Annotated in this window: 19 protein-coding genes and 1 rRNA gene; 2 read left to right on the forward strand and 18 right to left on the reverse strand. The window is 62.0% G+C overall.

Features of this window, described 5'->3' with window-relative positions:
• Positions 1-82: 82 nt before the first annotated feature.
• The 15 genes from ftsA to coq7 all read right to left on the reverse strand — a co-directional run bounded on the left by ftsA (position 83) and on the right by coq7 (position 17,224).
• Complete coding sequence (ftsA, locus tag P3T22_RS15495; RefSeq protein WP_429325384.1) at positions 83-1,315, reverse strand: cell division protein FtsA; 1,233 nt, start codon at positions 1,313-1,315, stop codon at positions 83-85.
• 27 nt (positions 1,316-1,342) lie between these two features.
• Complete coding sequence (locus tag P3T22_RS15500) at positions 1,343-2,095, reverse strand: cell division protein FtsQ/DivIB (protein WP_429325385.1); 753 nt, start codon at positions 2,093-2,095, stop codon at positions 1,343-1,345.
• A gap of 35 nt (positions 2,096-2,130) precedes the next feature.
• Positions 2,131-3,072 carry a D-alanine--D-alanine ligase gene (locus P3T22_RS15505; protein WP_429325396.1) on the reverse strand — a complete coding sequence of 314 codons (942 nt, stop codon included), beginning with the start codon at positions 3,070-3,072 and terminating at the stop codon, positions 2,131-2,133.
• 5 nt (positions 3,073-3,077) lie between these two features.
• The gene (gene murC, locus P3T22_RS15510) at positions 3,078-4,481 is read right to left on the reverse strand and encodes a UDP-N-acetylmuramate--L-alanine ligase (RefSeq protein WP_429325386.1); all 1,404 of its coding nucleotides are present in this window, start codon (positions 4,479-4,481) and stop codon (positions 3,078-3,080) included.
• Positions 4,478-5,596 carry an undecaprenyldiphospho-muramoylpentapeptide beta-N-acetylglucosaminyltransferase gene (gene murG / locus P3T22_RS15515; RefSeq protein ID WP_063497425.1) on the reverse strand — a complete coding sequence of 373 codons (1,119 nt, stop codon included), beginning with the start codon at positions 5,594-5,596 and terminating at the stop codon, positions 4,478-4,480. The genes murC and murG overlap by 4 nt, the downstream gene beginning before the upstream one ends.
• Positions 5,593-6,879 (reverse strand): putative lipid II flippase FtsW, encoded by a 1,287-nt coding sequence (ftsW, locus tag P3T22_RS15520; protein WP_063497426.1) that lies wholly within the window; start codon positions 6,877-6,879, stop codon positions 5,593-5,595. Before ftsW ends, murG begins: the two co-directional genes overlap by 4 nt.
• Positions 6,876-8,399, reverse strand: a complete 1,524-nt coding sequence (murD, locus tag P3T22_RS15525; RefSeq protein WP_429325387.1) for a UDP-N-acetylmuramoyl-L-alanine--D-glutamate ligase — start codon at positions 8,397-8,399, stop codon at positions 6,876-6,878. The genes ftsW and murD overlap by 4 nt, the downstream gene beginning before the upstream one ends.
• A 23-nt stretch (positions 8,400-8,422) precedes the next feature.
• Positions 8,423-9,592, reverse strand: coding sequence for a phospho-N-acetylmuramoyl-pentapeptide-transferase (gene mraY / locus P3T22_RS15530; RefSeq protein ID WP_063497428.1), 1,170 nt, complete (start codon positions 9,590-9,592; stop codon positions 8,423-8,425).
• 17 nt (positions 9,593-9,609) lie between these two features.
• Positions 9,610-11,022, reverse strand: coding sequence for a UDP-N-acetylmuramoyl-tripeptide--D-alanyl-D-alanine ligase (locus P3T22_RS15535; RefSeq protein WP_429325388.1), 1,413 nt, complete (start codon positions 11,020-11,022; stop codon positions 9,610-9,612).
• Positions 11,019-12,581 carry a UDP-N-acetylmuramoyl-L-alanyl-D-glutamate--2,6-diaminopimelate ligase gene (locus P3T22_RS15540; protein WP_429325389.1) on the reverse strand — a complete coding sequence of 521 codons (1,563 nt, stop codon included), beginning with the start codon at positions 12,579-12,581 and terminating at the stop codon, positions 11,019-11,021. The genes P3T22_RS15535 and P3T22_RS15540 overlap by 4 nt, the downstream gene beginning before the upstream one ends.
• Positions 12,578-14,443 carry a peptidoglycan D,D-transpeptidase FtsI family protein gene (locus tag P3T22_RS15545; protein ID WP_429325390.1) on the reverse strand — a complete coding sequence of 622 codons (1,866 nt, stop codon included), beginning with the start codon at positions 14,441-14,443 and terminating at the stop codon, positions 12,578-12,580. The genes P3T22_RS15540 and P3T22_RS15545 overlap by 4 nt, the downstream gene beginning before the upstream one ends.
• Positions 14,440-14,790 carry a cell division protein FtsL gene (gene ftsL / locus P3T22_RS15550; protein ID WP_063497432.1) on the reverse strand — a complete coding sequence of 117 codons (351 nt, stop codon included), beginning with the start codon at positions 14,788-14,790 and terminating at the stop codon, positions 14,440-14,442. The genes P3T22_RS15545 and ftsL overlap by 4 nt, the downstream gene beginning before the upstream one ends.
• Positions 14,787-15,740, reverse strand: coding sequence for a 16S rRNA (cytosine(1402)-N(4))-methyltransferase RsmH (rsmH, locus tag P3T22_RS15555; RefSeq protein WP_429325391.1), 954 nt, complete (start codon positions 15,738-15,740; stop codon positions 14,787-14,789). The genes ftsL and rsmH overlap by 4 nt, the downstream gene beginning before the upstream one ends.
• 15 nt (positions 15,741-15,755) lie before the next feature.
• Entirely contained in the window at positions 15,756-16,184 is a 429-nt protein-coding gene (mraZ, locus tag P3T22_RS15560; RefSeq protein WP_063497434.1) for a division/cell wall cluster transcriptional repressor MraZ, read from the reverse strand.
• 407 nt (positions 16,185-16,591) lie between these two features.
• On the reverse strand, positions 16,592-17,224 hold the full coding sequence (coq7, locus tag P3T22_RS15565; protein ID WP_063497435.1) for a 2-polyprenyl-3-methyl-6-methoxy-1,4-benzoquinone monooxygenase: 633 nt from the start codon (positions 17,222-17,224) through the stop codon (positions 16,592-16,594).
• A 302-nt stretch (positions 17,225-17,526) separates the two neighbouring features.
• Between coq7 and P3T22_RS15570 the strand changes: the two genes are divergently transcribed.
• The gene (locus tag P3T22_RS15570) at positions 17,527-18,699 is read left to right on the forward strand and encodes a porin (protein WP_429325392.1); all 1,173 of its coding nucleotides are present in this window, start codon (positions 17,527-17,529) and stop codon (positions 18,697-18,699) included.
• A 221-nt stretch (positions 18,700-18,920) separates the two neighbouring features.
• Here the strand turns inward: P3T22_RS15570 and P3T22_RS15575 are convergent, their stop codons facing one another.
• Positions 18,921-20,594, reverse strand: a complete 1,674-nt coding sequence (locus tag P3T22_RS15575) for a long-chain fatty acid--CoA ligase (RefSeq protein ID WP_429325393.1) — start codon at positions 20,592-20,594, stop codon at positions 18,921-18,923.
• Between the two features lie 147 nt (positions 20,595-20,741).
• A complete protein-coding gene (locus tag P3T22_RS15580; protein ID WP_429325394.1) occupies positions 20,742-22,820 on the reverse strand; it encodes a molybdopterin-containing oxidoreductase family protein in 2,079 nt (692 codons plus the stop codon).
• 178 nt (positions 22,821-22,998) lie between these two features.
• Between P3T22_RS15580 and P3T22_RS15585 the strand changes: the two genes are divergently transcribed.
• Positions 22,999-24,195: a M20 aminoacylase family protein gene (locus tag P3T22_RS15585; protein ID WP_063497439.1), complete on the forward strand. Its 1,197-nt coding sequence runs from the start codon at positions 22,999-23,001 to the stop codon at positions 24,193-24,195.
• A gap of 257 nt (positions 24,196-24,452) precedes the next feature.
• Here P3T22_RS15585 and rrf read toward each other — a convergent pair.
• Positions 24,453-24,565: ribosomal RNA gene (gene rrf, locus P3T22_RS15590) — 5S ribosomal RNA — on the reverse strand.
• Positions 24,566-24,756 lie beyond the last annotated feature (191 nt).

The raw sequence follows: 24,756 nt of genomic DNA on the forward strand, positions 1-24,756 counted from the left end.
AGGAGATCGGGCAACCCCCTGTCGCGCGCCAGCCGCCGGCACCAGCGCGTATTTTCGAAACTGTTTCTGAAAAGCGAATTCGTTAGAAGTTGCCGAGGAACCAGTCTTTCATTCGCGTGAAGACCTGGCCCATCGACCCCGACTGCACTGCGACCTTGCGGCCGCGCATCCGTTGCGAGCGTCCTTCGACGAGCAGACCCATCGCCGTCGAATAACGCGGGTTACGCACGACGTCGGCAAGACCGCCCGCGTATTCCGGCACGCCGATCCGCACCGGCTTCAGGAAAATGTCCTCGCCGAGTTCGACCATGCCGAGCATCATCGACGCGCCGCCGGTCAGCACCACGCCGGAACTCAGCAATTCCTCGTAACCCGACTCGCGCACCACCTGCTGCACGAGCGAAAACAGTTCTTCGACACGCGGCTCGACCACCGCCGCCAATGCCTGGCGCGACAGCGTGCGCGGCCCGCGCTCGCCGAGACCCGGCACTTCGATCATTTCGTCAGGATCAGCGAGAGCCTGCTTCGCAATGCCGTAGTCGATCTTGATGTCTTCCGCGTCCGGCGTCGGCGTGCGCAAGGCCATCGCGATGTCGCTGGTGATCTGGTCGCCGGCGATCGGAATCACCGCCGTATGACGAATTGCGCCTTCGCTGAAAATCGCAATATCAGTCGTGCCGCCGCCGATATCGACCAGCACCACGCCGAGTTCCTTTTCGTCTTCCGTCAGCACCGCCAGCGACGAAGCGAGCGGCTGCAGGATCAGATCGTTCACTTCGAGCCCGCAACGGCGCACGCACTTCACAATGTTCTGCGCCGCGCTCACCGCGCCGGTGACGATATGCACCTTCACTTCCAGGCGGATGCCGCTCATGCCGATCGGCTCGCGCACATCTTCCTGACCGTCGATGATGAATTCCTGCGTCAGGATGTGCAGCACCTGCTGATCGGTCGGGATGTTGATCGCTTTCGCCGTCTCGATCACGCGTGCGACGTCCGTCTGCGTGACTTCCTTTTCCTTGATCGCCACCATGCCGCTCGAATTGAAGCTGCGGATATGGCTGCCGGCGATCCCGGTAAATACGTTCGTGATCTTGCAGTCGGCCATCAGCTCGGCCTCTTCGAGCGCGCGCTGAATGGACTGCACGGTGGCCTCGATGTTCACCACCACGCCCTTCTTGAGCCCCTTTGATTCGCTCTGGCCGAGGCCGATCACCTCGTAGTGACCCTCGCCCTTCAACTCGGCGACGATAGCCACTACCTTCGACGTCCCAATGTCGAGGGCGACCAGCAGATCTTTATAGTCTTTACTCATAGCGTGCTCATTGCGTGTGATGTCCGTTTACTTCTTGCCCTTGTCGGGTTCGCTGATAAAGCGCATGCCAGCGGCACGAATCGCGAAACCGTTCGGATAGCGCAAGTCCGCATACTCGATATCCTTTCCCCAACGTTGCGTCACCGCGTTCCACGCCGCGGTCAGGCGGCGGGTCCGATCGAGCAGCGTGTCATGATTGCGTTCGCGCCCAAGTTCCACCTGCATACCGTTCGACAGCTTCACCGTCCACGCGTAACGCGGCGACAGCGTGACTTCTTCGGGCGTTGCGCCCAACGGCGCAAACCACTTCTTGAAGTCGCTATAACGCGCGACGACTTCTTTTGCCGTACCATCCGGGCCGTCGAACGCGGGCAGCTCTTCTTCGAGCTCGCCCTGGTTGGCGGTGAACAGTTCGCCGTCCATGCTCACCAGCTGATCGCTGCCCCATGTCCCAAGCGGTTTGTACTCTTCAAGCGTGACAGCCAGTGCATTCGGCCAGACCCGGCGCACGCTCGCGTGACGCACCCACGGCATCTGCTCGAACGCCTGCCGTGCGGCGTCGAGATCCACCGTAAAAAAGTTGCCCTTCAACCGCCCTACTACGCCGGCGCGCACCGTCGGCGAATTGATGTGCTCGGTGTCGCCGTCGATCTGGATTTCGCGCAGCGCGAAATTCGGACGCTGGATCATCCAGAAACCGCCAGCCGCCAGCAGCACGAGCACCAGCAACGCATGCAATGCGTTGGCGGCGAAATTGAGCTGGCGAACGTTGTTCCACATGGTGTTGCTTTCGGGTTGCCCCGGTTAGTCCTTTGTTAGTCCTTCAGCGTCAGCGCCAACACGCCGACAACCAGTTCCTGATAGCTGATGCCCACCGCGCGCGCCGCTTTAGGCGGCAGCGAGTGATCGGTCATGCCAGGCGCCGTGTTCACTTCGAGGAAGTACGGGTTGCCGCCGGCGTCGAGCATGAAATCGGCGCGGCCCCAATCGGTACAGCCGAGCACGTCGAACGCGCGGCGCGCCAGCACTTTCAGGCGTGACTCTTCGTCAGCCGGCAGGCCGCACGGAATCAGGTACTGCGTGTCGTTGGCGATGTACTTCGCGTGGTAGTCGTAGAACTCGCCGGCCGGCACGATGCGGATCACCGGCAGATCCAGATCGCCGGCAATGCACGCGGTGTACTCGCCGCCGCCTTCGATGCTCTTTTCCACCACGACGATCCTGTCGTACTTGACGGCTTCGAGCAGCGCTGCCGGCAATGCGTCGGCGCTTTTCACCTTGATCACCGCGACGCTCGAGCCTTCGCTGGCCGGCTTCACGAACAGCGGCAAGCCGAGCTTCGCGACGATGTCTTTCGCGCGTGCTTCGTAGTCGTCGCCACGCAGCACGGCTTCGAACGGCGGCGTCGGAATGCCGAGCTGCTGCCACACGAGCTTGGTGCGGAACTTGTCCAGACCAAGCGCCGAGCCGAGCACGCCGCTACCGGTGTAACGGATGCCGTAAAAATCCAGCGCGCCCTGGATCTGGCCGTTCTCGCCGTAGCCGCCATGCAGCGCGTTGAACGCGCGCACGAAGCCTTCGTCCTTCAACGCAGCGAGCGGACGCTCGGCCGGATCGAACGGATGCGCGTCGATACCGGCGTCGCGCAGACCTTGCAGCACGAGGCGGCCGGAATTGAGCGACACCTCGCGCTCGGCGGAGTCCCCACCGAGCAGCACTGCTACTTTGCCGAATTGTTTAGGGTCGATGCTCCTCATCTCACTCATACCTTCGTTTCTTGCGCGAGGCGTCCCGGCACGCTGCCGATCGAACCCGCGCCCATCGTGATCACCACATCGCCGTCGCGCACCACTGCTGAGAGCGCGTCCGGCACTTCATCCACCGTATCGACAAACACCGGCTCGACCTTGCCCGCCACGCGCAGCGCGCGTGCGAGCGCGCGGCCGTCCGCGGCAACGATCGGCGCTTCGCCGGCCGAATAGACTTCGGTCAGCACAAGGGCGTCGACAGTCGACAACACCTTCACAAAATCTTCGAAGCAATCGCGCGTGCGCGTGAAGCGGTGCGGCTGGAATGCCAGCACCAGACGCCGCCCCGGAAACGCACCGCGCGCCGCCGCCACCGTCGCCGCCATTTCGACCGGGTGATGGCCGTAATCGTCGACCAGCGTGTACGTGCCGGCAACGTTGCCTTCCGATACGACCGGCACTTCGCCGTAGCGCTGGAAGCGTCGGCCCACGCCGTTGAAATCCGCGAGCGCTCGCTGGATATCGGCATCTTTCACTTCAAGTTCAGTCGCAATTGCAATTGCAGCCAAAGCGTTCTGCACGTTGTGCTCGCCTGGCAGGTTCAAGACGATGTCGATCGGCGTCGCGTCTTCGCGCATTGCCGTGAAATGCATCTTGCCGCCGCGCGCTTCGACGTTGACCGCGCGTACCTGTGCGTCCGGCGCAAAACCGTAACGGATGATCGGCTTCGACACGAACGGCAGGATCTCCTTCACGTTCGGATCGTCGACGCACAGCACCGCGATCCCGTAGAACGGCAGACGGTGCGTGAATTCGATGAACGCCTGCTTGAGCCGCGCGAAGTCGTGGCCGTAGGTGTCCATGTGATCGGCGTCGATGTTCGTGATGACTTCGATCACCGGGAACAGATTCAGGAACGACGCATCCGACTCGTCCGCTTCGGCGACGATGAAATCGCCCGTACCCAGACGCGCATTCGCGCCCGCGCTGATCAGCCGGCCGCCGATCACGAAAGTCGGATCGAGACCGCCCGCCGCCAGCACGCTCGCCACCAGCGAAGTGGTGGTGGTCTTGCCGTGCGTCCCGGCAATCGCGATGCCCTGCTTCAGGCGCATCAGTTCTGCGAGCATCACGGCGCGCGGCACGATCGGAATTCGGCGATGGCGCGCGGCCAGCACTTCCGGGTTGTCACTGCGCACCGCGGTGGAAACAACCACGGCGTTCGCCCCTTCGATGTTCTCCGCCGCGTGGCCAATCGCGATCCGCGCGCCGAGGGCGGCGAGGCGGTCGGTGATCGCGTTGCTCGACAGGTCCGAGCCGCTCACCTGATAGCCGAGGTTGACCAGCACCTCCGCGATGCCGCTCATGCCGACACCGCCGATGCCGACAAAGTGAATATGTTTGACGATGTGTTTCATTGCTTTCCTTCTGGGCTCGCGCCCGAAATCGAACCCGCCACAGTCGCGCAAATCTGCGCAACCTGTTCCGTGGCGTCGGGTTTCGCGAGCGAGCGCGAACGCTCTGCCATCTCTGCGAGGGTTTCTCGCGTCTGGCTACGCAACCAGTCGGCAAGTGTTGCCGCCGACAGATCGCGTTGCTGCACGACCAGCGCCGCGCCGTTGTCGGCGAGGAACGCTGCATTAGTGGTTTGGTGATCGTCTACTGCAAATGGGAACGGCACGAAAAACGCCGCCACCCCTACTGCTGCAATCTCCGACACCGTCATCGCGCCCGAACGGCAGATCACCAGATCCGCGTTCGCATACGCGCCCGTCATGTCGTCGATGAAAGGCACGAGCTCTACATCGGCGCCCGCTTGCAGGCCTGCCGCCGCGTAGTTCTCACGCAGCGCTTCAATATGCTTCGCGCCCGCCTGATGCACGATGCGCGGACGTTCATTCGGCGCCAGCAGCGCTACCGCACGCGGCACGACTTCATTCAATGCCGCCGCGCCCAGGCTGCCGCCCACCACCAGCACATTCAGCGGACCGCTGCGCTCTGCGTAGCGTGCTTTGGGTGCAATTGCGCGAGCAAGTTCCGCCCGAATTGGGTTTCCGGTCCATTCGCCGTGCGGCAGCGCATTCGGGAATGCAACCAGCACGCGTTTGGCGAGCTTCGCGAGCACCTTATTGGCGAGACCCGCGATCGAATTCTGTTCGTGCAGCACCAGCGGACGGCCGCTCAACGCGGCCATCAAACCCGCCGGAAACGTGATGTAGCCGCCCATGCCGAGCACGACGTCGGGCTTCACGCGACGCAACACGCTCAGACTTTGCGAGCAGGCGCGCAGCAGGTTCAGCGGCAACATCAGCTTGGTCTTCAGGCCCTTGCCGCGCAGTCCGCCGAAGCGCACGTATTCCATCGGGATGCCGTGTTTCGGCACCAGCGTGGCCTCCATGCCTGCGGGGTTGCCAAGCCATACGACCTTCCAGCCCCACGCCTGCATCAGGTGCGCGACCGCGAGCCCCGGGAACACGTGCCCCCCGGTGCCACCGGCCATCACCATCAGCGTGCGTTGCGGGAGAGCCGTCATACCTTCCCCCCACGCATCAGCACACGATTTTCATAATCCACGCGCATCAACACAGCCACCGCCACACAGTTCAGCAAGATGCCCGACCCGCCGTAGCTGACGAGCGGCAACGTGAGACCTTTAGTCGGCAGCAGGCCAAGATTCACACCCATATTGATAAAGGTCTGCGCGCCGAACCAGATGCCGATACCCTTCGCGACCAGCCCAGCAAACGTGCGGTCGAGCGCGAGCGCCTGACGCCCGATCTCGAACGAGCGGCGCACGATCCAGTAGAACATCAGAATCACAACGAGCACGCCGACAAAACCGAGTTCCTCGCCAATCACGGCGAGAATGAAGTCGGTATGCGCTTCCGGCAGATAGTTGAGCTTCTCGACGCTGCCGCCCAAGCCCACGCCGAACCACTCGCCGCGGCCGAAAGCAATCAGCGAGTGCGTCAATTGATACGCCTTGCCCTGCGCGTAACGGTCGTCCCACGGATCGAGGTAAGCGAAGATCCGCTCACGACGCCACGGCGATGCCCACACCAGCAAGCTGAACGTGCCCACCGCGGTGGCCACCAGGCCGCCGAACAGCTTGCCGTTCACGCCACCGAGGAACAGCACGCCCATCGCGATCGCGGCGATCACCATAAACGCGCCCATGTCCGGCTCGAGCAGCAGCAACGCGCCGACAAGACCCACCGCGACCGCCATCGGCAGAAAGCCTTTGGCGAAACTGTGCATGTATTCCTGCTTGCGCACCGTATAGTTCGCCGCGTAAATCGTCACGGCCAGCTTCATGATTTCCGACGGCTGCATGTTCGTGATGCCGAGCGGAATCCAGCGGCGCGCGCCGTTCACACCCTTACCGACGTGCGGGATCAGCACGATCACCAACGCGGCGAGCGAAATCAGGAAGAGCTTCGGCGCGTATTTATCCCACGTCGAGATCGGAATGCGGAACGACACGACGCCGATCACCGAACCCATCACCACGAAAATGATCTGGCGCACGAGGAATGCGTAATCGCGGTACGACGCGTACTTCGGCGAATCGGGCATCGCGATCGACGCCGAATACACCATCACGACGCCAAGCCCGAGCAACGCGACGACCACCCACAGCAACGAGTGATCGTAGTCGAGCATCCGCGAGCGCAGCGGACGCACGCCATTCACGGCGCTCGCGAGACCACTGCCGCCGGTGCGGCCGGAGGCGCGGCCCGTGCTACCCGTATCGCCATTGCCATTGCCAGCGCGGGAGCCGGCGAGGCGCGAACCGAAGCGTTCCGACCAGCTCATATCATCGTCCCCCGTTCAGCCGCGATGTCTTCCACCGTGCTGCGGAACACCGCCGCGCGATGGGCATAACCCTTGAACATGTCGAAGCTCGCGCAAGCCGGCGACAGCAGCACGGCGTCCCCTGGCTGCGCCAATGCGGTGGCGGCCCGCGTCGCGTCTTCGAGCGTCGCGTGGTCGGTCATCGCGATGCCGGTATCTTCCAGCGCGGCGCGGATCTGCGGCGCGTCGCGGCCGATCAGCATCACGGCGCGGCACCAGCGCATCACCGGCGCGGCGAGCGGTTCGAAATCCTGGCCCTTACCGTCGCCGCCGGCGATCAGCACCGCGCGTTGCGCGAGACCGTCGAGTGCGGCAACCGTCGCGCCGACGTTGGTGCCCTTGCTGTCATCGACGTAATCGACGCCTTCGATCGACGCAATCAGTTCCACGCGATGCGGCTCGCCGCGGTATTCGCGCAGGCCGTGCAGAAGCGGTGCGCCTGGCAGGCCGATCGCGCGCGCCAGTGCATACGCAGCCAACGCGTTCGCAGCGTTGTGCAGGCCGCGAATGCGCAGCGCGTCCGCCGGCATCAGGCGTTTGAGCGCGATATTCTTCGGCGCCGCCACTTCGTTCTTGCGACGGCGCGCCGGCGTCCCCCTGGCGGATTCGTCGCTGGCGTCGCGATCGTGCGCTTCGACCAGCCAGATCATGCCGTTGTCGCGCAGCAGACCATAGTCGCCGTCGTTCTTCGGCTCAGTGACGCCGAAAGTGATCATCGCTGCATCAGCGTCGGCTGAAGGCGCCAGCGCCATCACACGCGAGTCGTCACGATTCAGCACGCGCACGGTTTGTGTACCGAAGATGCGGCCCTTCGCGGCGGCGTACGCATCGAGGCCGCCGTGCCAATCCAGGTGATCTTGCGTGATGTTCAGAACGACCGCAGCATCCGGAGTAAACGTGTGCGCGGTTTCCAACTGGAAGCTCGACAGTTCCAACACCCACACATCGGGCAGCGCGGTGTTGTCGATCGCTTCGCTGAGTTTGTCGAGCGCAGCCGGACTGATGTTGCCCGCCACCGCGACCTTCTTGCCGGCGCGTTCGCACAGCAGGCCGGTGAGGCTCGTCGTCGTGGTCTTGCCGTTGGTGCCGGTGATCGCAATCACCTTCGGCACGTATCCGCTTTCTCCGAGCGTCTTCAGCGCTTGCGCGAAGAATTCGAGTTCGCCCCAGACAGGAATGTCCTGCTCACGCGCCGCCGAGATCAGCGGCAGCAAGTCCGCGGCGAGCGGCGACAAACCCGGGCTGATCGCCACGAGTTCGACGCCTTCGAGCAACGAGAGCGAGAACGGGCCGCCGATGAACTCGGCATCGACGCTGTGCGCTTCCAGCGCGGACAGGTTCGGCGGCACCTCGCGCGTATCGGCTACACGCAGCCGACAGCCGTGCCGCGCGCACCAGCGCGCCATCGCGAGACCGGATTCACCGAGTCCCAGCACGAGCACCATCGGCTTTTGCCGATCCCGAAACTTCTCGCCAAACATCGCCTGCTTCCCCTAAATACGACTTAACGCAACTTGAGCGTGGACAAACCGAACAGACACAACATCAACGTGATGATCCAGAAGCGCACCACCACCTGCGTTTCCTTCCAACCCGACAATTCGAAATGGTGATGCAGCGGCGCCATCTTGAAGAGACGGCGCCCTTCGCCGAAGCGGCGCTTGGTGAACTTGAACCATGTGACCTGCAACATCACGGAGAGCGTCTCCGCAACGAAAATGCCGCCCATGATGAAGAGCACGATTTCCTGACGCACGATCACCGCGACCGTGCCGAGCGCGCCGCCCAGCGCCAATGCGCCGACGTCGCCCATGAACATCTGCGCCGGATGCGTGTTGAACCAGAGGAACGCGAGACCTGCCCCACCCATCGCCGAGCAGAAGATCAGCAATTCGCCCGCGCCGGCGATATGCGGAAACAGCAGGTACTTCGAATAGACCGAGCTGCCCATCACGTAGGCGAACACGCCGAGCGACGCGCCGACCAGCACGACCGGCATGATCACGAGGCCGTCGAGACCGTCGGTGAGATTCACCGCGTTGCTCGCGCCGACGATCACCAGATACGTCAGCACGATGAAGCCCCACACGCCGAGCGGATAGCTGATCGACTTGACGAACGGCAGCAGCAGGTCGGCGCGCGCCGGCAAGCCCATCGACAAGCCGCTGCGCACCCACGCCATGAACAGATCGAACACGCGCACGTTGCTCGCTTCGGACACGCTGAACGCGAGATACACCGCCGCGAACAGGCCGATCACCGACTGCCAGAAATACTTTTCGCGCGACGACATCCCGCGCGGGTCTTTGTAGACCACCTTGCGGTAATCGTCGACCCAGCCGATCACCCCGAAACCGAACGTGACCAGCATCACGATCCAGATGAAGCGGTTGGTCAGATCGGCCCACAACAGCGTCGCCACGGCAATACCGAGCAGGATCAGCACGCCGCCCATGGTCGGCGTGCCGGATTTGACGAGGTGCGTTTGCGGACCGTCTTTACGAACGGCCTGGCCGACCTTCATCGCGGTCAGCTTGCGGATCACCGCCGGGCCGCAGACGAGCCCGATCAGCAGCGCGGTGATGGTGGCCATCACCGCACGGAAAGTCAGATAACTGAACACGCGCAAGAAGCTTGCGTCATTCTGCAGCCATTGCGCCAGCGCCAGTAGCATGCTTCGGTCCTTCTATTTCAATGTGCAGCGGGCGTATTGCCCGCTGCGTTGGTTTGTGGACTCGTTACGGCGTCCACCACGCGTTCCATTTGCATGAAGCGCGAGCCTTTCACGAGAAGCGTGGCAGCGGAGCCGAAACCGGCTTGCTGCAATTGCGCGACCAGCGTGCCGACATCGGCAACGTGATGCGCGCCCGTGCCATACGCGGTGCAGGCGTCGCGCGAGGCGTCGCCCATGGCGTACAGCGCATCGATGCCGCGTTCTTTTGCGTAGGCACCGATTTCGCGGTGAAACGCCGGGCCGTTGTCGCCGACTTCGCCCATGTCGCCCATCACCAGCACGCGCGGCGATTCGCGCGACGCGAGCACGTCGATCGCCGCGCGCATCGAGTCGGGGTTCGCGTTGTAGGTATCGTCGATCACGGTTGCGCCGGCGAGCGTGCCGAGCGCGGCGCGCTTCACCTGCAAACGGCCTTTCACGGCGCCGAACGATTCGAGGCCGCGCTGGATCGCGTCGAGCGACGCGCCTGCGGCAAGCGCGGCCGACGTCGCGGCCAGAGCGTTGTGCGCGTTGTGGTCGCCGAGGACTTGCAGCGTCACATCGACGCGGCCTTCGGGCGTGTCGATGCTCAGAACCTTGCCCGTGAACGTGCCGGTTACGGCGGCTTCGGTCACGCGTTCAGCGGTGTTCAAAGCGAAGTCGATGATGCGGTTGCCGGTTGCCGCGACGCGCCAGATGCTCGCGTAGGCATCGTCGGCGGGAAACACGGCGACACCTTCCGGCGTGAGCGCGTGAATCACACTGGCGTGTTCGAGCGCGACGGCTTCGACCGTCGCCATGAATTCCTGATGCTCGCGCTGTGCATTGTTCACCACCGCGACCGTCGGCTCGGCGATCTTCGCAAGCAGCGAGGTCTCGCCCGGATGGTTCATGCCGAGTTCGACCACCGCCAGCTGATGCGCGGCGTGCAGGCGGAACAGCGTAAGCGGCAAGCCGATATCGTTGTTGAAGTTGCCAGCAGTCGCGAGGCGTGCGTCCGCGCCGACCGCAGCAGCGAAGATCGACGCGATCATTTCCTTGACCGTGGTCTTGCCGTTGCTGCCCGTCACGGCGACGAGCGGCATGCTGAATTTGCGCCGCCAGCCGCGTGCCAGTGCGCCAAGCGCGATACGCGTATCGGTCACCCGCAACGCGGGCACATGCCAGTCGTGAGGCGTGCGCGTCACCAGTGCTGCCGTGACGTTGCGCGACGCGACTTCCGGCAGGAAATCGTGCGCGTCGAAACGGTCACCTTTGATCGCGACGAACAGATCGCCCGGACCGGCGCTACGGCTATCGGTCGAAACGCGTTCGAACGTAACGCTATCGTCACCCAGCACGGTTGCGCCTGGGATCAACGCAGCGGCGTCACGCAGCGAGAACATGGTCATTCGCCACCTCCGCGTGCGTGCGTCGCCCGTGCGGCGAGCGCAAGGCGAGCATGGTCCTGATCGGAGAAAGCGCGTTTCTTACCCATGATTTCCTGTGTTGCTTCGTGCCCCTTGCCGGCCAGCACGATGACGTCTTCGCGTGCGGCGCTGCGGATCGCCTGCAGGATCGCGCTTGCGCGGTCCTCGATGCGACGGGCCTTCGACGCGTCTTTCATGCCTGCGGCGATCTGCTCGATGATCGATTGCGGATCTTCGCTGCGCGGGTTGTCGCTAGTCACGACGACGCCGTCGGCGATCTTCTCGGCGATCGCGCCCATCAGCGGACGCTTGGTCGCGTCGCGATCGCCGCCGCAGCCGAACATGCAGATCAGTTCGCCACCGCGCGCGACCGCCATCGGACGCAGTGCTTCCAGGGTCTTTTCCAGCGCATCCGGCGTGTGCGCGTAGTCGATCACGACGAGCGGCTCATCATTCTGCAAGCGGCCGCCTAGACGCTGCATGCGGCCATTTACCGGCTCGAGCTTCGCCAGTTCGGCAAGCGCGGCGTCAAAGGGCACGTCGGCGGCAAGCAATGCGCCGAGTACGCCGAGCAAATTGCTGACGTTGAATGCGCCGAGCGTTTGCACTTCGACGTCGGCGTCGCCCCAGTCCGATGTGGTCAGATGAAACGCGGTGCCGGTCGCGGTTGCGCGCACATTCGAGGCGAGCAGCAACGCATCGGCGTCCGACGCATCGGCTTGCGGCGCGTCTTTGAGCGCTTCGTCGAGGCCGTAAGCGAGCGTGCGTGCATGACCCTTCGTGCTCGCGAGCAGGCGGCGGCCGGCCGCATCGTCACGGTTGATCACCGCGGCACGCAATTCCGGCCATGCGAATAAACGCGCTTTGGCAGTTTCGTAGGCCTCGAACGTGCCGTGATAGTCGAGGTGATCTTGCGTGAGATTCGTGAACACGGCGATGTCGAACGCCGTGCCGTTCACGCGGCCTTGATGCAAGGCGTGCGACGACACTTCCATCGCCACCGCTTGAGCGCCGGCGTCGCGCAGTTGCGCGAGACTGCGTTGCAGTTGCGGTGCATCAGGCGTTGTGAAGCCAGTGTGTACGAGTTGACCCGGCAGACCGGTGCCGAGCGTACCGACGATCGCGCAACGTTTGCCGAGCGCGGTCAGCGCCGCGGCAATCCATTGGCTGCACGACGTTTTGCCGTTGGTGCCGGTGATGCCGACCGCCAGCATGCCGTCGCTCGGATCGTTATACCAGGCGCTCGCAATTGAACCAGCGAGTTCGTTCAACGCCGGTACGGCCAGCGTCGTGGACGGATCGATCGCGCCGCTAAAGCCTTCGGGCTGAACCAGCACGGCTGCCGCGCCACGCTCGATCGCGCCGTCGATGAACGGGCGGTTGTCCGCACCGTCGACCGCATAGGCGAAAAACGCGTCGCCCGGCGCAAGCGAGCGCGTGTCGGCGTGCAGATGCGCGCCTGGCTGCACGCGTGCGTGCAGCCAGTTGAGTGCGTCGGCGATCTGCCGGTGCGCTGGATGCTTCTTACGCAGCGCGCTCATCGCACAACTCCAGGATGGTTTTTCGCGTCGGCGGAGATCGTCATCTTCTTCACGCCACCGCTGGTGGAAAGTTTCTTGACGGTCGCCGGCGAGGGCGGTGCGCTCGGCGCGGCAGGCGCCGAATCGTCCGACACGACCATCTGCTTGACCGGCATATCCGGCGGCACGTTTAGCGAACGCAGCGTATCGCCGACGATCGCCGAGAACACCGGACCCGACACCTGGCCGCCGAAGTGGCTGCCCGCCGTCGGTTCGTCGACCGACACCGCGACGACAATGCGTGGATTCGGCATTGGCGCCATGCCGACGAACGAGGCGCGGTATTTGGAGTGGTCGTAGCCGTGAGCGCCGTGCTTGTATGCGGTACCGCTCTTGCCGCCGACCCGATAACCCGGCACTGCCGCATCCGGCGACGTGCCGCCCGGCGCGACCACGGTTTCGAGCATGGCGCGCACTTCGCGAGCGGTGGTGGGCGCGAAAATTTGCGGCCCCGTGGCCGGTTGATCGCCAGGTGTGCGGAAAATCGACACGGGCATGATCTCGCCGTCATGCGCGATCGCGGTGTACGCACGGCCCAACTGGAACAGCGACACCGACAAGCCGTAGCCGTACGACATGGTCGCCTGCTCGATGCGGCGCCAGTTCTTCCACGGACGCAGACGGCCTGCCGCCGCACCCGGAAAACCGACCTTCGGCGCCTGGCCGAGACCGATGCTGGTGTACATGTTCCACATCTCTTCGGGCTTGAGCTGCATGGCGATCTTCGTCGCGCCGATGTTGCTCGACTTCTGGATCACGCCGCCCACCGTCAGCACGCCGAACGCGCTGTCGTCGGTAATCGGCGCACCGTCGAGCACAAAACGGCCCGGCCCCGTATCTACCAGTGTAGTCGGCGTCACGCGGTGCAGATCGAGCGCGAGCGACACCGTGAACGGCTTCATGATCGAGCCCGGCTCGAAGGTGTCCGTGAGAATGCGGTTGCGCAACTGGTCGCCCGTGAGGTGCGAACGGTCGTTCGGGTTGTACGTCGGGTAGTTAACCAGCGCAAGCACTTCGCCGGTCCGCACGTCGATCACCATCGCCGCGCCGGCCTTCGCCTTGAATTTCTCGACGGCCGCCTTCAGGTTCGTATAAGCGATGTACTGGATCTTGCTGTCGATCGAGAGATCGACGTCCTGGCCGTTGTGCGGCACGACCTGCTCGTCCACGTCCTCGATGATGTGGCCCATGCGGTCTTTAATGACGCGGCGGCTGCCCGACATGCCGGCCAGCAACTTCTGGTCGCCGAGTTCCACGCCCTCCTGGCCTTCGTCTTCCACATTGGTGAAGCCGATCAGGTGAGCCGTGATCTCGCCTTCCGGATAGAAGCGCTTGTACTCGTCGCGTGCGTAAATGCCGGGGATGTCCAGTGCGGTGACTTTTGCGGCGACGTCGACCGGTACCTGGCGCTTCACGTAGACGAAGTTCTTGTCTTCCGACAGCTTGGCGCGCAACTCCTTGTTCGTCATGTCGAGCAGCTTGCCGAGCTGGTTCAGCTTGTCGGCGCCGAGATCGTCCGGCACCGAGTCGGGAATTGCCCAGATCGCGCGCACCGGCAGACTCGTGGCTAGCACGAGGCCGTTGCGGTCGAGAATCTTGCCACGCGTGGCCGGCAGTTCGAGCCGGCGTTGATAGCGGATTTCTCCCTGCTTCTGATAGAAAGCGTTGCCCGGCCCCTGAATCCAGAAGGCGCGCGCGGCCAGCGCGACAAACGCCATGAACAGCATGAACACGACGAGTTTCGAGCGCCACATGGGCAAGCGCACCGACAGGATCGGGTTCGCCGAAAAGGCGACGCTTTTGCGAGTCGACGATTTTTTCATCGCACGTCTCCGCGACGGGTCGCGGCCGGCGCCGAGGCCGGCCCGGAAGTCGGGATTGGCGCGTCCTCAGCCTTGGCGGCGCCCGGGTCGAGCGTCAAGTACTGGGTGCGCCCGGTCGTAACCGATTGCATCTTCAGAGAATCAGTGGCGATCTGCTCGATGCGCGAAGTCTTCGACAACGCGCTCTGCTGATATTGAAGCTGTGAATAATCCTGCTGCAGCTGGCGCTCCTGCGATTGCGCGCGCTGCAATTGGATAAAAATCTGACGCTGCTGATTGGTTGCGTTGACGACAGACAGAGCGCAGCCCATCACGATGATCAGCAGGAAGATATTGAGGCGATTCATGGTGCGATCCGCTCCGCCACACGCATCACGGCAGAACGGGCGCGCGGGTTCGCGGCGACTTCAGCGTCGCTGGCGAACACGCGGCCGATGATTTTGAGCGGAGGGCTCGGCAAATCGACTGCACGAATCGGCAGACGGCGATCCACCGCAGGCGTACTGGCGTGCGCCTGCATGAATCGCTTGACGATCCGGTCCTCGAGCGAATGAAAGCTGATGACCACCAGCCGCCCCCCTTGCTCCAACAGCGACAACGCTGCTTCTAAAACGACTTGCAGCTCCGCAAGCTCTTGATTGATGTGAATCCGTATAGCTTGAAAGGTGCGGGTTGCCGGATCCTTGCCCTTCTCACGGGTTTTGACGACGTTAGCCACGATTTGGGCAAGCTCGCCCGTGCTGACGAGAGGCCCAAGACGGTCGGACTCTGCCCGGCGAGCAACAAGCGCCTTTGCAATCTGAAAAGCAAACCGTTCTTCCCCATAATCTCGTATCACCTCCGTCAGTTCCTGCACCGTGGCCCGCGCCAGCCAGTCAGCTGCGGACTCGCCGCGCGTCGGGTCCATCCGCATGTCGAGCGGGCCGTCGGCGCGGAAACTGAATCCCCGCTCCGGATCGTCGACTTGCGGCGACGACACGCCCAGATCCAGCAAAACACCCGACACCCGCCCTACTCCGCGCTCCGCAATCGCTTCGCGCAGTGAAGCAAAACTCTCGTGCACGATGCCAAAGCGCGGATCGGCAATCTGCTGAGCCGTGGCGATGGCGAGCGGGTCTTTGTCGAACGCAACCAGGCGCCCCGCTTCACTCAGCCTCTCCAGCACCAACCGGCTATGACCGCCGCGCCCGAAGGTACCGTCCACATAGACGCCGTCCGCGCGCGTGACCAGCGCTTCGACCGCCTCTTCCAGCAGCACCGTACGATGCTGCAATTCGTTTCCCATCGCAGGTGCCATATATGTAATCCGCGATCAGAACGTGAAATTCTTTAACGCTTCGGGCATGCCCTCGGCGATCGCTGCCTGTTCCTTTGCTGCGTAAGTTTGTGCGTCCCACAACTCGAAGTGACGACCCATGCCGAGCAAGGTCAGCTCCTTTTCCAAGCCGCCAGCCGCGCGCAATTCCGGCGACACGAGCACGCGCCCTGCGCCGTCCATATCAACGTCCATTGCGTTGCCGAGAAAAATGCGCTTCCACCATGTTGCGTTCATGGGCAGCTTGTCGACCTTGTCGCGGAAGATTTCCCACTCAGGGCGCGGAAAGAGCAACAGGCAGCCGTCCGGGTGCTTGGTGATCGTCACCCGGCCCTCTGCCTGTGTTTGCAGCGCATCCCGATAGCGAGAGGGAATCGACATCCGCCCTTTCGCATCGAGCGTCAGCGCCGACGCCCCTTGGAACACTTCGCTCTCCTCGCGGCGTTTTTGCGCCGGCTGCCCGATCCGTGAAAATCTACCCCAAACCGCCCGTGAGATCACACAAAAATACACTTTCTCACACTGTCTCCCACTTTAGAGGAACGCTAAACAGGGGTCAAGGGAGATACATGCTTTTCGAGCGAATTTTGTTTGCTAGAACAAGGACTTAGCGCGACTCCTTCACATCGGGCATAAAACGGAAAACCGTTATAAATGAATGGGCTAGTGACGCTTGTGAAGGTGATACGTGAAAAGTGCGAGGGAAAGGCGCGGAATGTAAGAGATCGTGAAGCGGGATCGGGAGGTGTTGGCTGGCGTTCCGGGTATCTCGGGTGGGCGGCGCGCGAGGCGCCGTCCCACTTTCAGGCGGTGCGTGAGCGTGGGTCTCGGACTTATATGTAATAGGCAGTGCGCGTCATGACTTTCGATACCGCCCGCATGAGTGCGCGCGCAGGGAACGGCAACTCGACGCCGCCCGCGTCCATGGCGGATTTACCATGTTCCGCCTCGTCCACACGCATCTGTTCGACGATCGCGCGCGACTCGCGGTCGGCCGCGGGCAATTGATCCAGATGGCTATCCAGATGCTGTTCGACCTGGCGCTCGGTTTCGGCCATGAAGCCAAGACTCACCCGATCACCCAGGCGGCCTGCTGCGAGGCCGATTGCCAACGCGCCTGTATACCAGAGCGGGTTTAACAGGCTGGGACGGGAATCAAGCGCTTGGAGGCGTTTGGCAGTCCACGCCAGATGATCCTCCTCTTCGATGGCCGCGTGATTAAACACCGCCCGCAAAGGCGGCGATCGGGTAGCGAGTTTCTGAGCCTGGTATAGCGCCTGGGCGCACACCTCGCCGACGTGGTTCACACGCATCAAGCCGGCCGCATGCGCGCGTTCCGCCGGAGAGAGTTCGGCGGGCTCCGCCGCTGACTCTTGCGGAACCGGCAACGGACGACTCATTCGCGACACGCCAGTCATTGAGCGTAAACCCCGATCAAACTCGCTAATCAACTCGTCCAAAAGCATTAAGTACTCCCTGATTCGAGAACCGCCTCGTCGCGCTGGCCGGTCCACGCGACAAGGCTTTGCAAGGCAAAACCGGCTTCGCGAAGACCTTGAATTCAAACGAATCCGACGGCCAATTTGTGATTTTAGACCATGTTGCGTAAACGAAACAGGAGCCGCTTTGGCCGTCTCCTTTTGCTTTGTGCCATGTATGCCTTTTGTTACATTACGTGCAACTTCTCGCGAAGTTGGACAAGCAAGGCCTCAACGCTATACAAATATTCGCCTTGTACAAAAGATTCGTAATCCTTGGAGATCATTCGATGAAAAAGTCGCTTCTCGCTCTTGCAGCACTGGGCGCATTCGCTGGCGTCGCACATGCTCAGAGCAGCGTGACCTTGTACGGTATTGTCGACGTTGGTCTTAACGTCAACACGAACGCTAAAGGCAAGCACCTGTACAACATGTCCAGCGGCGTGCTGTCAGGTAGCCGTTTCGGTCTGCGTGGCACAGAAGATCTCGGCGGCGGTCTGAAGGCAATCTTCGTGTTGGAAAACGGCTTTGACGTGACCAACGGCACGCTCGGCCAAAAGGGCCTGCTGTTCGGCCGTCAAGCTTACGTCGGCCTGTCGTCGAGCCAGGTCGGCTCGGTCACGCTGGGTCGTCAGTACGACTCCGTGGTTGACTACGTCGGCCCGCTGGAAGCGGGCGATCAATGGGGCGGCTACATCGCAGCTCACCCGAGCGACCTCGACAACTTCAACAACGCGTTCCGTACCAACAACACGGTCAAGTACTCGAGCGTAAACTACAACGGCCTGACGTTCGGCGGCACGTACAGCTTCGGCGGCCAAGCCGGAAATTTCTCGCAGAACCAGATCTGGTCGTTGGGCGCTGGCTACAACAACGGTCCTCTCGTTCTCGGCGTTGCTTACCTTAACGCGCGCACCCCGGCGAATACGGGCGGTCTGTTCAATACGCCGGCCACGACGACAGCGGCAGCTTCGGCTGTGACGTCGGGTGTGTACACTGGCTTCGCGTCGGCTAACACGTACCAGGTCATTGGTGCAGGCGGTGCATATACGTTCGGCGCAGCAACGATCGGCGCAACGTACTCGAATATCCGCTTCGGGAACCTGGGCGCAACGTACCATTCGCCGTTCGCGGGCCAATCGGCTACGTTCAACAACGCGGAAATCAACTTCAAGTATCAGTTGACCCCGGCGTTGCTGGTCGGTGCTGCGTATGACTACACCCGTGGCGCGGAAATCGAAGGTCAATCGCGCGCTCAGTACCACCAAGGTGCAGTTGGTGTGGATTACTTCCTGTCCAAGCGTACCGACGTGTACGTGACGGGTGTGTACCAGCACGCTTTGGGCGAGACGCTGAATGCAGCGGGAACTCCGGTTGCTGCAACTGCATCCATCAACAACATCACCCCGTCGGCGAACCAGAACCAGTTCACGGCTCGTATCGGCATCCGTCACAAGTTCTAATAAGTCGTAAAAAAGCAGTTTGCCTCAAAGGCGCCTTCGGGCGCCTTTTTTTATATGGCCGAGCGCCGCTTGAGTCGACTGGACTGCGAGAGAGACTGGTGACGGCGCCAAATAGAAAGGCCCGGCAGACTCTCGTCTACCGGGCCTTTCTTACTCTTCACGCAAATCGTTACTTCATGTCGGCTTCGTTCGAGCCGGCGGGTCTAATGCGCATGGGACGCTTACGCCCGGCCGTCGCGCAACTCGCGACGCAGGATCTTGCCGACGTTGCTCTTCGGCAACTCAGTACGGAATTCGACAATCTTCGGCCGCTTGTAGCCGGTCAACTGCGTTTTGCAGTAGGTGAGGATATCCGTGTCGGTAAGCGCCTGGTCCTTTTTCACGACAAACAGCTTTACCGCTTCGCCCGAATGCTGATCCGGCACGCCGACAGCTGCGACTTCGAACACCCCCGGCATCTTGGCGACTACGTCCTCGATTTCGTTCGGATAGACGTTGAAACCCGAGACCAGAATCATGTCCTTCTTCCGATCGACGATCTTGACGAAGCCATTTTCGTTCATCAAGCCGACATCGCCCGATTTAAAGAAGCCATCCGGCGTCATCACCTTGGCCGTTTCGTCCGGGCGGTTCCAGTAGCCAGCCATCACCTGCGGACCGCGGATGCAGATTTCTCCCGGCTGGCCAAGCGGCACCTCGTTGCCTTCGTCGTCGCGAATCGAGATTTCCGTCGACGGCAGCGGCAAACCGATCGTACCGCTATATTCCGTGACGGTAACCGGATTGCAGGTCACACATGGCGACGTCTCCGACAGACCGTAACCTTCGATGATCGGCGTATGCGTATGCTCGAACCAGCGCTTGGCGACGGCTTCCTGCACCGCCATACCGCCGCCATTTGCGGCGATCAGCTTCGAAAGATCGAGTTTGTGGAAGTCTGGGCTGTTCAGCATCGCGTTGTACAACGTGTTGACAGCGGGAATCGTCGTGATCGGATAGCCCTCCAGCGCCTTGATCATGCCGGGGATGTCGCGCGGATTTGGGATCAGCACGCCGAGGCCGCCCGTACGGATCGTCAGCAGTCCGCAGACCGTCAGCGCAAAAACGTGATAGAGCGGCAACGCGACAACGGTGATGAACTGATCGATGTCCGTGCGGTGAGCGCGAACCGGATCGAGCCAGACTTCCGATTGCAGCACGTTGGCGATCAGGTTTCGATGCAAGAGCGTCGCGCCCTTGGCCACACCGGTCGTGCCGCCCGTGTACTGTAGAAACGCGACGTCGTCGGGGCCTTGCTGGACCGGTTTGAAACTTTGGTGGGCGCCCTCGGCGATCGCGGTGTTGAATTTGACGTGGCCGGGCAAACTCCACGCCGGCACCATCTTCTTCACGCGGCGCACGACGAAGTTCACCAACGTGCCCTTCACGCCCATCAGATCGCCCATTGTGGCGACGACAATGTGCTTGACCGACGTATTGCGCACAATCGCCTGCAGCGTGACAGCGAAGTTTTCGAGCAGAATAATCGCTTCCGCGCCGCTGTCCTTGAGCTGATGCTCGAGTTCTCGCGGGGTATAGAGCGGATTCACGTTCACCACCACGTAGCCCGCGCGCAATATCGCCGCGATCGCCACGGGATATTGCAGCACGTTCGGCATCATGATTGCAACGCGCGCGCCGCGGGCGAGACCCTTCGACTGAAACCACGCGGCCAACTGGCGCGAAAGCGTGTCCAGCTCGCCGTAGCTAATCTCCTTGCCCATGCAGACGAACGCTGGTTTGGCACGGTGGTCGCGGAAGGCTTCTTCGAGCAGGTCGGCGATGGACGAATAGCGAGTCGGGTCAATCTCTGCGGGAACGCCGGGCGGATAAGATTTCAGCCAGATTTTGTTCATGCAGCGTCTCCTTCTTTATTTTCGAATGGTCGTGCTAAAAACGCATCGTAGCATGGGCATCCCTGTGCTATCCCCGAGGAGCGGCTGAGTTAGACTGCAGCCTCGAACCCGTCGGGGACCGTCGCTGCGAGATTGTTGAGCGTGTTTTCAGGCGCGTTCGACTTCGACGAGGCAGTCGTAGAACGTGGCCGATCCACCCAGATCGGTAAGCGCCTGGCTGGTGACCTGATTCGCGTTGCGGCCATCGGGTGCGAGCTTCTTCCACCAGATCGACAAGCCGACAACGAGTCCTTGACGTGTCCTGTCGGTGACACGGGCGCGCGCCTGCATCGCGCCGCGATCGTTGAATATGCGCACCTGATCACCGTCGGCGATGTTTCGCTGCCGCGCGTCGGCCGGATGGATGTCCAGATGCGGCTCACCTTCTGTCGAGCGCAGGCTTTCGATGTTCACGAAGGTACTGTTCAGAAAGTTGCGCGCGGGCGGCGAGATCATTGCAAGCGGGTAACGGGCGGCGAGCTCGGGCGCACCGTCTGCGGATTCGTAAGGCGGCAGATAGTCCGGCAACGGATCAAGCCCTTGCTGCGCGAGGCGTTCGCTGAAGAATTCGCATTTACCGGATGGCGTGCGAAAGCCGCCCTCGGCGAATGGCGCCTCAGGCAGGCTCAGCGCTGCCCAGCCGGTTTTCTTTAGCGAATCCCAGCTGACGCCTTCGAGCGTTTTGTCATTCCAGCGGAATGCTGACTGTGCGACAGCGTCGTCGCTATCGTAAAGCGCCGGCTCCTGCAGTCCCATATGGCGCGCGAGGCCGCGAAAGATTTCCGTGTTCGGGCGTGCATCGCCAATCGGCGCGATCGCTGGCAGGTTCACCATCACGTGCGTGTGCCCGTACGACTTGTGCACGTCGAGGTGCTCGAGCTGTGTCGTGGCAGGCAGAAGCAGATCGGCGTAGTCCGCAGTGTCGGTCTGAAAGTGCTCGAGTACGATCGTGAACAGGTCTTCACGTGCAAAACCGGCGGCGACCCGTTCGGAGTCCGGCGCGACCGCCACCGGATTCGAGTTATAGACGATGATCGCCTCGACTTTCGGGCCGAACGTGGCGTCGCCCGGATGCAGCAATGCGTCGCCGATTGCGTTCATATTGATAACGCGCGATGCCTTGGCGGGCCAGCCCGGCATCAGGTCCGGGCGCTGCAACGCGTGCGAATCCACCGGCGCCCATCCGCCCGAGGACAATAGCGCACCTCCCGCCCGTTCGCGCCATGCACCTGTCAGCGAAGGCAAACATGCGATCGCGCGCACCGCGTTACCGCCGCCACGCACCCGCTGCAGGCCATAGTTCATGCGGATCGCAGCCTTCTTCGTGCTCCCGTAAAGCCGCGCAAGATCGACGATCACTTGTTCGTCGATGCCGCAAATTCGAGCGGCACGTGACGGCGGATAACTGAACGCACGCGCTTTGAGTTCATCGAAGCCCAGCGTATGGGCAGCGATGTAGGCGTGATCGAGCAGATTTTCCGTGATCAACACGTTGATCATGCCGAGCGCTAAAGCACCGTCGGTTCCGGGTTTCAGTGCAATGTGCTGGTGGCATTTTTCCGCCGTCAGCGAGCGGTACGGATCGATCGCGATCAGCCGTGCGCCGCGACGCCTGGCTTCCTGGGCGCGCGTCCAGAAGTGCAGGTTCGACGCGATGGGATTTGAGCCCCAGATCAGGATGACCTCACTCTCGGCGAAAAACTCAATGAGCATGCCGAGGCTGGCGCCGTAGGTGTATTTCAGCCCCGCCGCACCGGCGGCTGCACAAATCGTGCGGTCTAACTGCGATGCTCCGAGTTTGTGAAAGAACCGCTGCGCAATGCTGTCACCTTGAACCAGGCCCAGCGTGCCGGCGTAGCTGTACGGCATGATGGCTTCTGGCGCCCGGTTCGCGATCTCCGACAGGCGTGCTGCGGCCAACTCAAACGCCTCATCCCAGCTGATCGGCTCAAAATGGCCCTCGCCTTTGCGGCCGACGCGCTTCATCGGTGTCGTCAACCGATGAGGATGGTGCACCCGCTCGGCATAGCGGCTGACTTTGGTACATAGCACGCCCTGAGTCGGAGGATGATCGGGATCGCCGGTGACCTTGATCGCCCGTCCGTCTTCGACGGTCACGCGCATCGCGCAGGTATCAGGGCAATCGTGCGGGCATACCGCGCGGGCGAATTCAGTCGGAGCATTCATCGGCGATCCGTCGAAGAGAGCGGTAATGGGTGGGGTGACCCCGAATTTTATTACGCGCGTTGCCCGCTGAACCGCATAGTGCCGCCAAAAATGCCTTCGGCGTAGAATCAGTTATCAACGTGCCCGGGTGATATGGCCCCGGGCGACTCCACGCAAAGCGAAGCACACGCGCACCATCATGAAACTGATCCCAGAAATCCAGGCCGCTCACGGCGAAATTCAGGCCCTTCGACGAACGATTCATGCGCACCCCGAACTGCGTTACGAAGAAACTGCAACAGCGGATCTGGTTGCGAGGACACTTGAGTCCTGGGGCATCGAAACGCATCGCGGATTGGGCAAAACAGGCGTAGTTGGCGTACTGAAACGCGGCAACGGATCGCGCTCGATCGGACTGCGCGCCGACATGGATGCGCTGCCGATTCAGGAGCTCAACAGTTTCGACCATCGCTCGCAGAACGACGGCAAAATGCATGCGTGCGGTCATGACGGACATACCGCGATGCTGCTTGGCGCGGCGCGACATCTCGTCAAGCACGGAGATTTTGACGGCACGATCGTGTTCATCTTTCAACCGGCAGAAGAAGGTGGTGCCGGCGCACAGGCAATGATCGATGACGGCCTGTTCACGAAGTTTCCGGTCGATACGGTTTTCGGAATCCACAACTGGCCGGGCATGGCGGCAGGCCACTTCGGCGTGACCGAAGGGCCGATTATGGCCTCAAGCAACGAATTTCGTATTGAAATCAAAGGTGTGGGTTCGCATGCAGCGCTGCCGCACAACGGCCGCGACCCCGTGTTCACAGCAGTGCAGATCGCGAACGGACTGCAGAGCATCATCACGCGAAACAAGAAGCCGCTCGATACCGCGGTACTGTCGATCACCCAGATCCACGCCGGCGACGCCGTCAATGTCGTCCCGAACGATGCGTGGATTTCAGGCACCGTGCGCACTTTTACCACCGAAACGCTCGATCTGATCGAATCGCGCATGCGCAAGATCGCTGAGAGCACGGCCGAGGCTTACGATTGCTCGGTTGAAATCCATTTCCATCGCAACTATCCGCCAACCGTCAACAGTAGCGAAGAGACCCGCTTCGCTGCGGCAGTCATGAAGGAAATTGTCGGTGCGGAAAATGTCGACGACTCGGTCGAACCGACGATGGGCGCCGAGGATTTTTCGTTCATGCTGCTGGCGAAGCCGGGCTGTTACGCGTTTCTCGGCAATGGAGACGGTGGTCACCGGGACTCAGGACATGGTGCCGGGCCTTGCATGCTGCATAACGCGAGCTATGACTTCAACGACGAGCTATTGCCGATCGGGGCGACGTACTGGGTCCGTCTGGCACAACGATTCCTGGCACCAGGAAAATAAGGCGGTTGGGTGGATCGGGGCAACGGCTTATACGTCGGCTCTCCGCTTCACCTCCGCGCATGTCAATTCGCGGCGGCGTCACTGACGCCGGACGCGCTTATCTGGAGCTGACGGGTTACGCGAGCGCGCTCCGGATCGGCAGAAACGGCCACGTATTTCCCGGGGTGATGTTGCCGGGGCCGTATTGACGCTGTTTTTACGGCCGTAAACGCAAAAACCCCACCTTTGTGGGGTGGGGTTTCTGGACATGCTGGGGAGCCTGACGATTACCTACTTTCACACGGGAATCCGCACTATCATCGGCGTGGAGTCGTTTCACGGTCCTGTTCGGGATGGGAAGGGGTGGGACCGACTCGCTATGGTCATCAGGCATGACTTGTTGTCGTGTTGACTTTGTCAACACAACCAATCTGGAAGAAGTAGTTTCTGGTGATGCTCACCAGAGGAGCTTTCAGCAAGCTCGGGCTGTGTTGTTCGAGGCACAACATCGATCTCAACCTGTGCATGTGGTCTCAAGACCCTGCGCATGGCGCAGGGTGGGGCATCCATAAGTGCTGAAGC

The organism is Paraburkholderia sp. GAS348 (assembly GCF_050434205.1).
Taxonomy (GTDB): domain Bacteria; phylum Pseudomonadota; class Gammaproteobacteria; order Burkholderiales; family Burkholderiaceae; genus Paraburkholderia.

Excerpts from the sequence above, each read along its gene's own strand:
- P3T22_RS15540 (WP_429325389.1), bottom strand. The coding sequence starts at position 12,581 with ATGAGCGCGCTGCGTAAGAAGCATCCAGCGCACCGGCAGATCGCCGAC.
- mraY (WP_063497428.1), bottom strand. The coding sequence starts at position 9,592 with ATGCTACTGGCGCTGGCGCAATGGCTGCAGAATGACGCAAGCTTCTTG.
- P3T22_RS15570 (WP_429325392.1), top strand. The coding sequence starts at position 17,527 with ATGAAAAAGTCGCTTCTCGCTCTTGCAGCACTGGGCGCATTCGCTGGC.
- ftsL (WP_063497432.1), bottom strand. The coding sequence starts at position 14,790 with ATGAATCGCCTCAATATCTTCCTGCTGATCATCGTGATGGGCTGCGCT.
- rsmH (WP_429325391.1), bottom strand. The coding sequence starts at position 15,740 with ATGGCACCTGCGATGGGAAACGAATTGCAGCATCGTACGGTGCTGCTG.
- coq7 (WP_063497435.1), bottom strand. The coding sequence starts at position 17,224 with ATGCTTTTGGACGAGTTGATTAGCGAGTTTGATCGGGGTTTACGCTCA.
- P3T22_RS15585 (WP_063497439.1), top strand. The coding sequence starts at position 22,999 with ATGAAACTGATCCCAGAAATCCAGGCCGCTCACGGCGAAATTCAGGCC.
- ftsA (WP_429325384.1), bottom strand. The coding sequence starts at position 1,315 with ATGAGTAAAGACTATAAAGATCTGCTGGTCGCCCTCGACATTGGGACG.
- murC (WP_429325386.1), bottom strand. The coding sequence starts at position 4,481 with ATGAAACACATCGTCAAACATATTCACTTTGTCGGCATCGGCGGTGTC.
- murG (WP_063497425.1), bottom strand. The coding sequence starts at position 5,596 with ATGACGGCTCTCCCGCAACGCACGCTGATGGTGATGGCCGGTGGCACC.
- murD (WP_429325387.1), bottom strand. The coding sequence starts at position 8,399 with ATGTTTGGCGAGAAGTTTCGGGATCGGCAAAAGCCGATGGTGCTCGTG.
- P3T22_RS15545 (WP_429325390.1), bottom strand. The coding sequence starts at position 14,443 with ATGAAAAAATCGTCGACTCGCAAAAGCGTCGCCTTTTCGGCGAACCCG.
- P3T22_RS15580 (WP_429325394.1), bottom strand. The coding sequence starts at position 22,820 with ATGAATGCTCCGACTGAATTCGCCCGCGCGGTATGCCCGCACGATTGC.
- P3T22_RS15575 (WP_429325393.1), bottom strand. The coding sequence starts at position 20,594 with ATGAACAAAATCTGGCTGAAATCTTATCCGCCCGGCGTTCCCGCAGAG.
- P3T22_RS15505 (WP_429325396.1), bottom strand. The coding sequence starts at position 3,072 with ATGAGGAGCATCGACCCTAAACAATTCGGCAAAGTAGCAGTGCTGCTC.
- P3T22_RS15500 (WP_429325385.1), bottom strand. The coding sequence starts at position 2,095 with ATGTGGAACAACGTTCGCCAGCTCAATTTCGCCGCCAACGCATTGCAT.
- ftsW (WP_063497426.1), bottom strand. The coding sequence starts at position 6,879 with ATGAGCTGGTCGGAACGCTTCGGTTCGCGCCTCGCCGGCTCCCGCGCT.
- P3T22_RS15535 (WP_429325388.1), bottom strand. The coding sequence starts at position 11,022 with ATGACCATGTTCTCGCTGCGTGACGCCGCTGCGTTGATCCCAGGCGCA.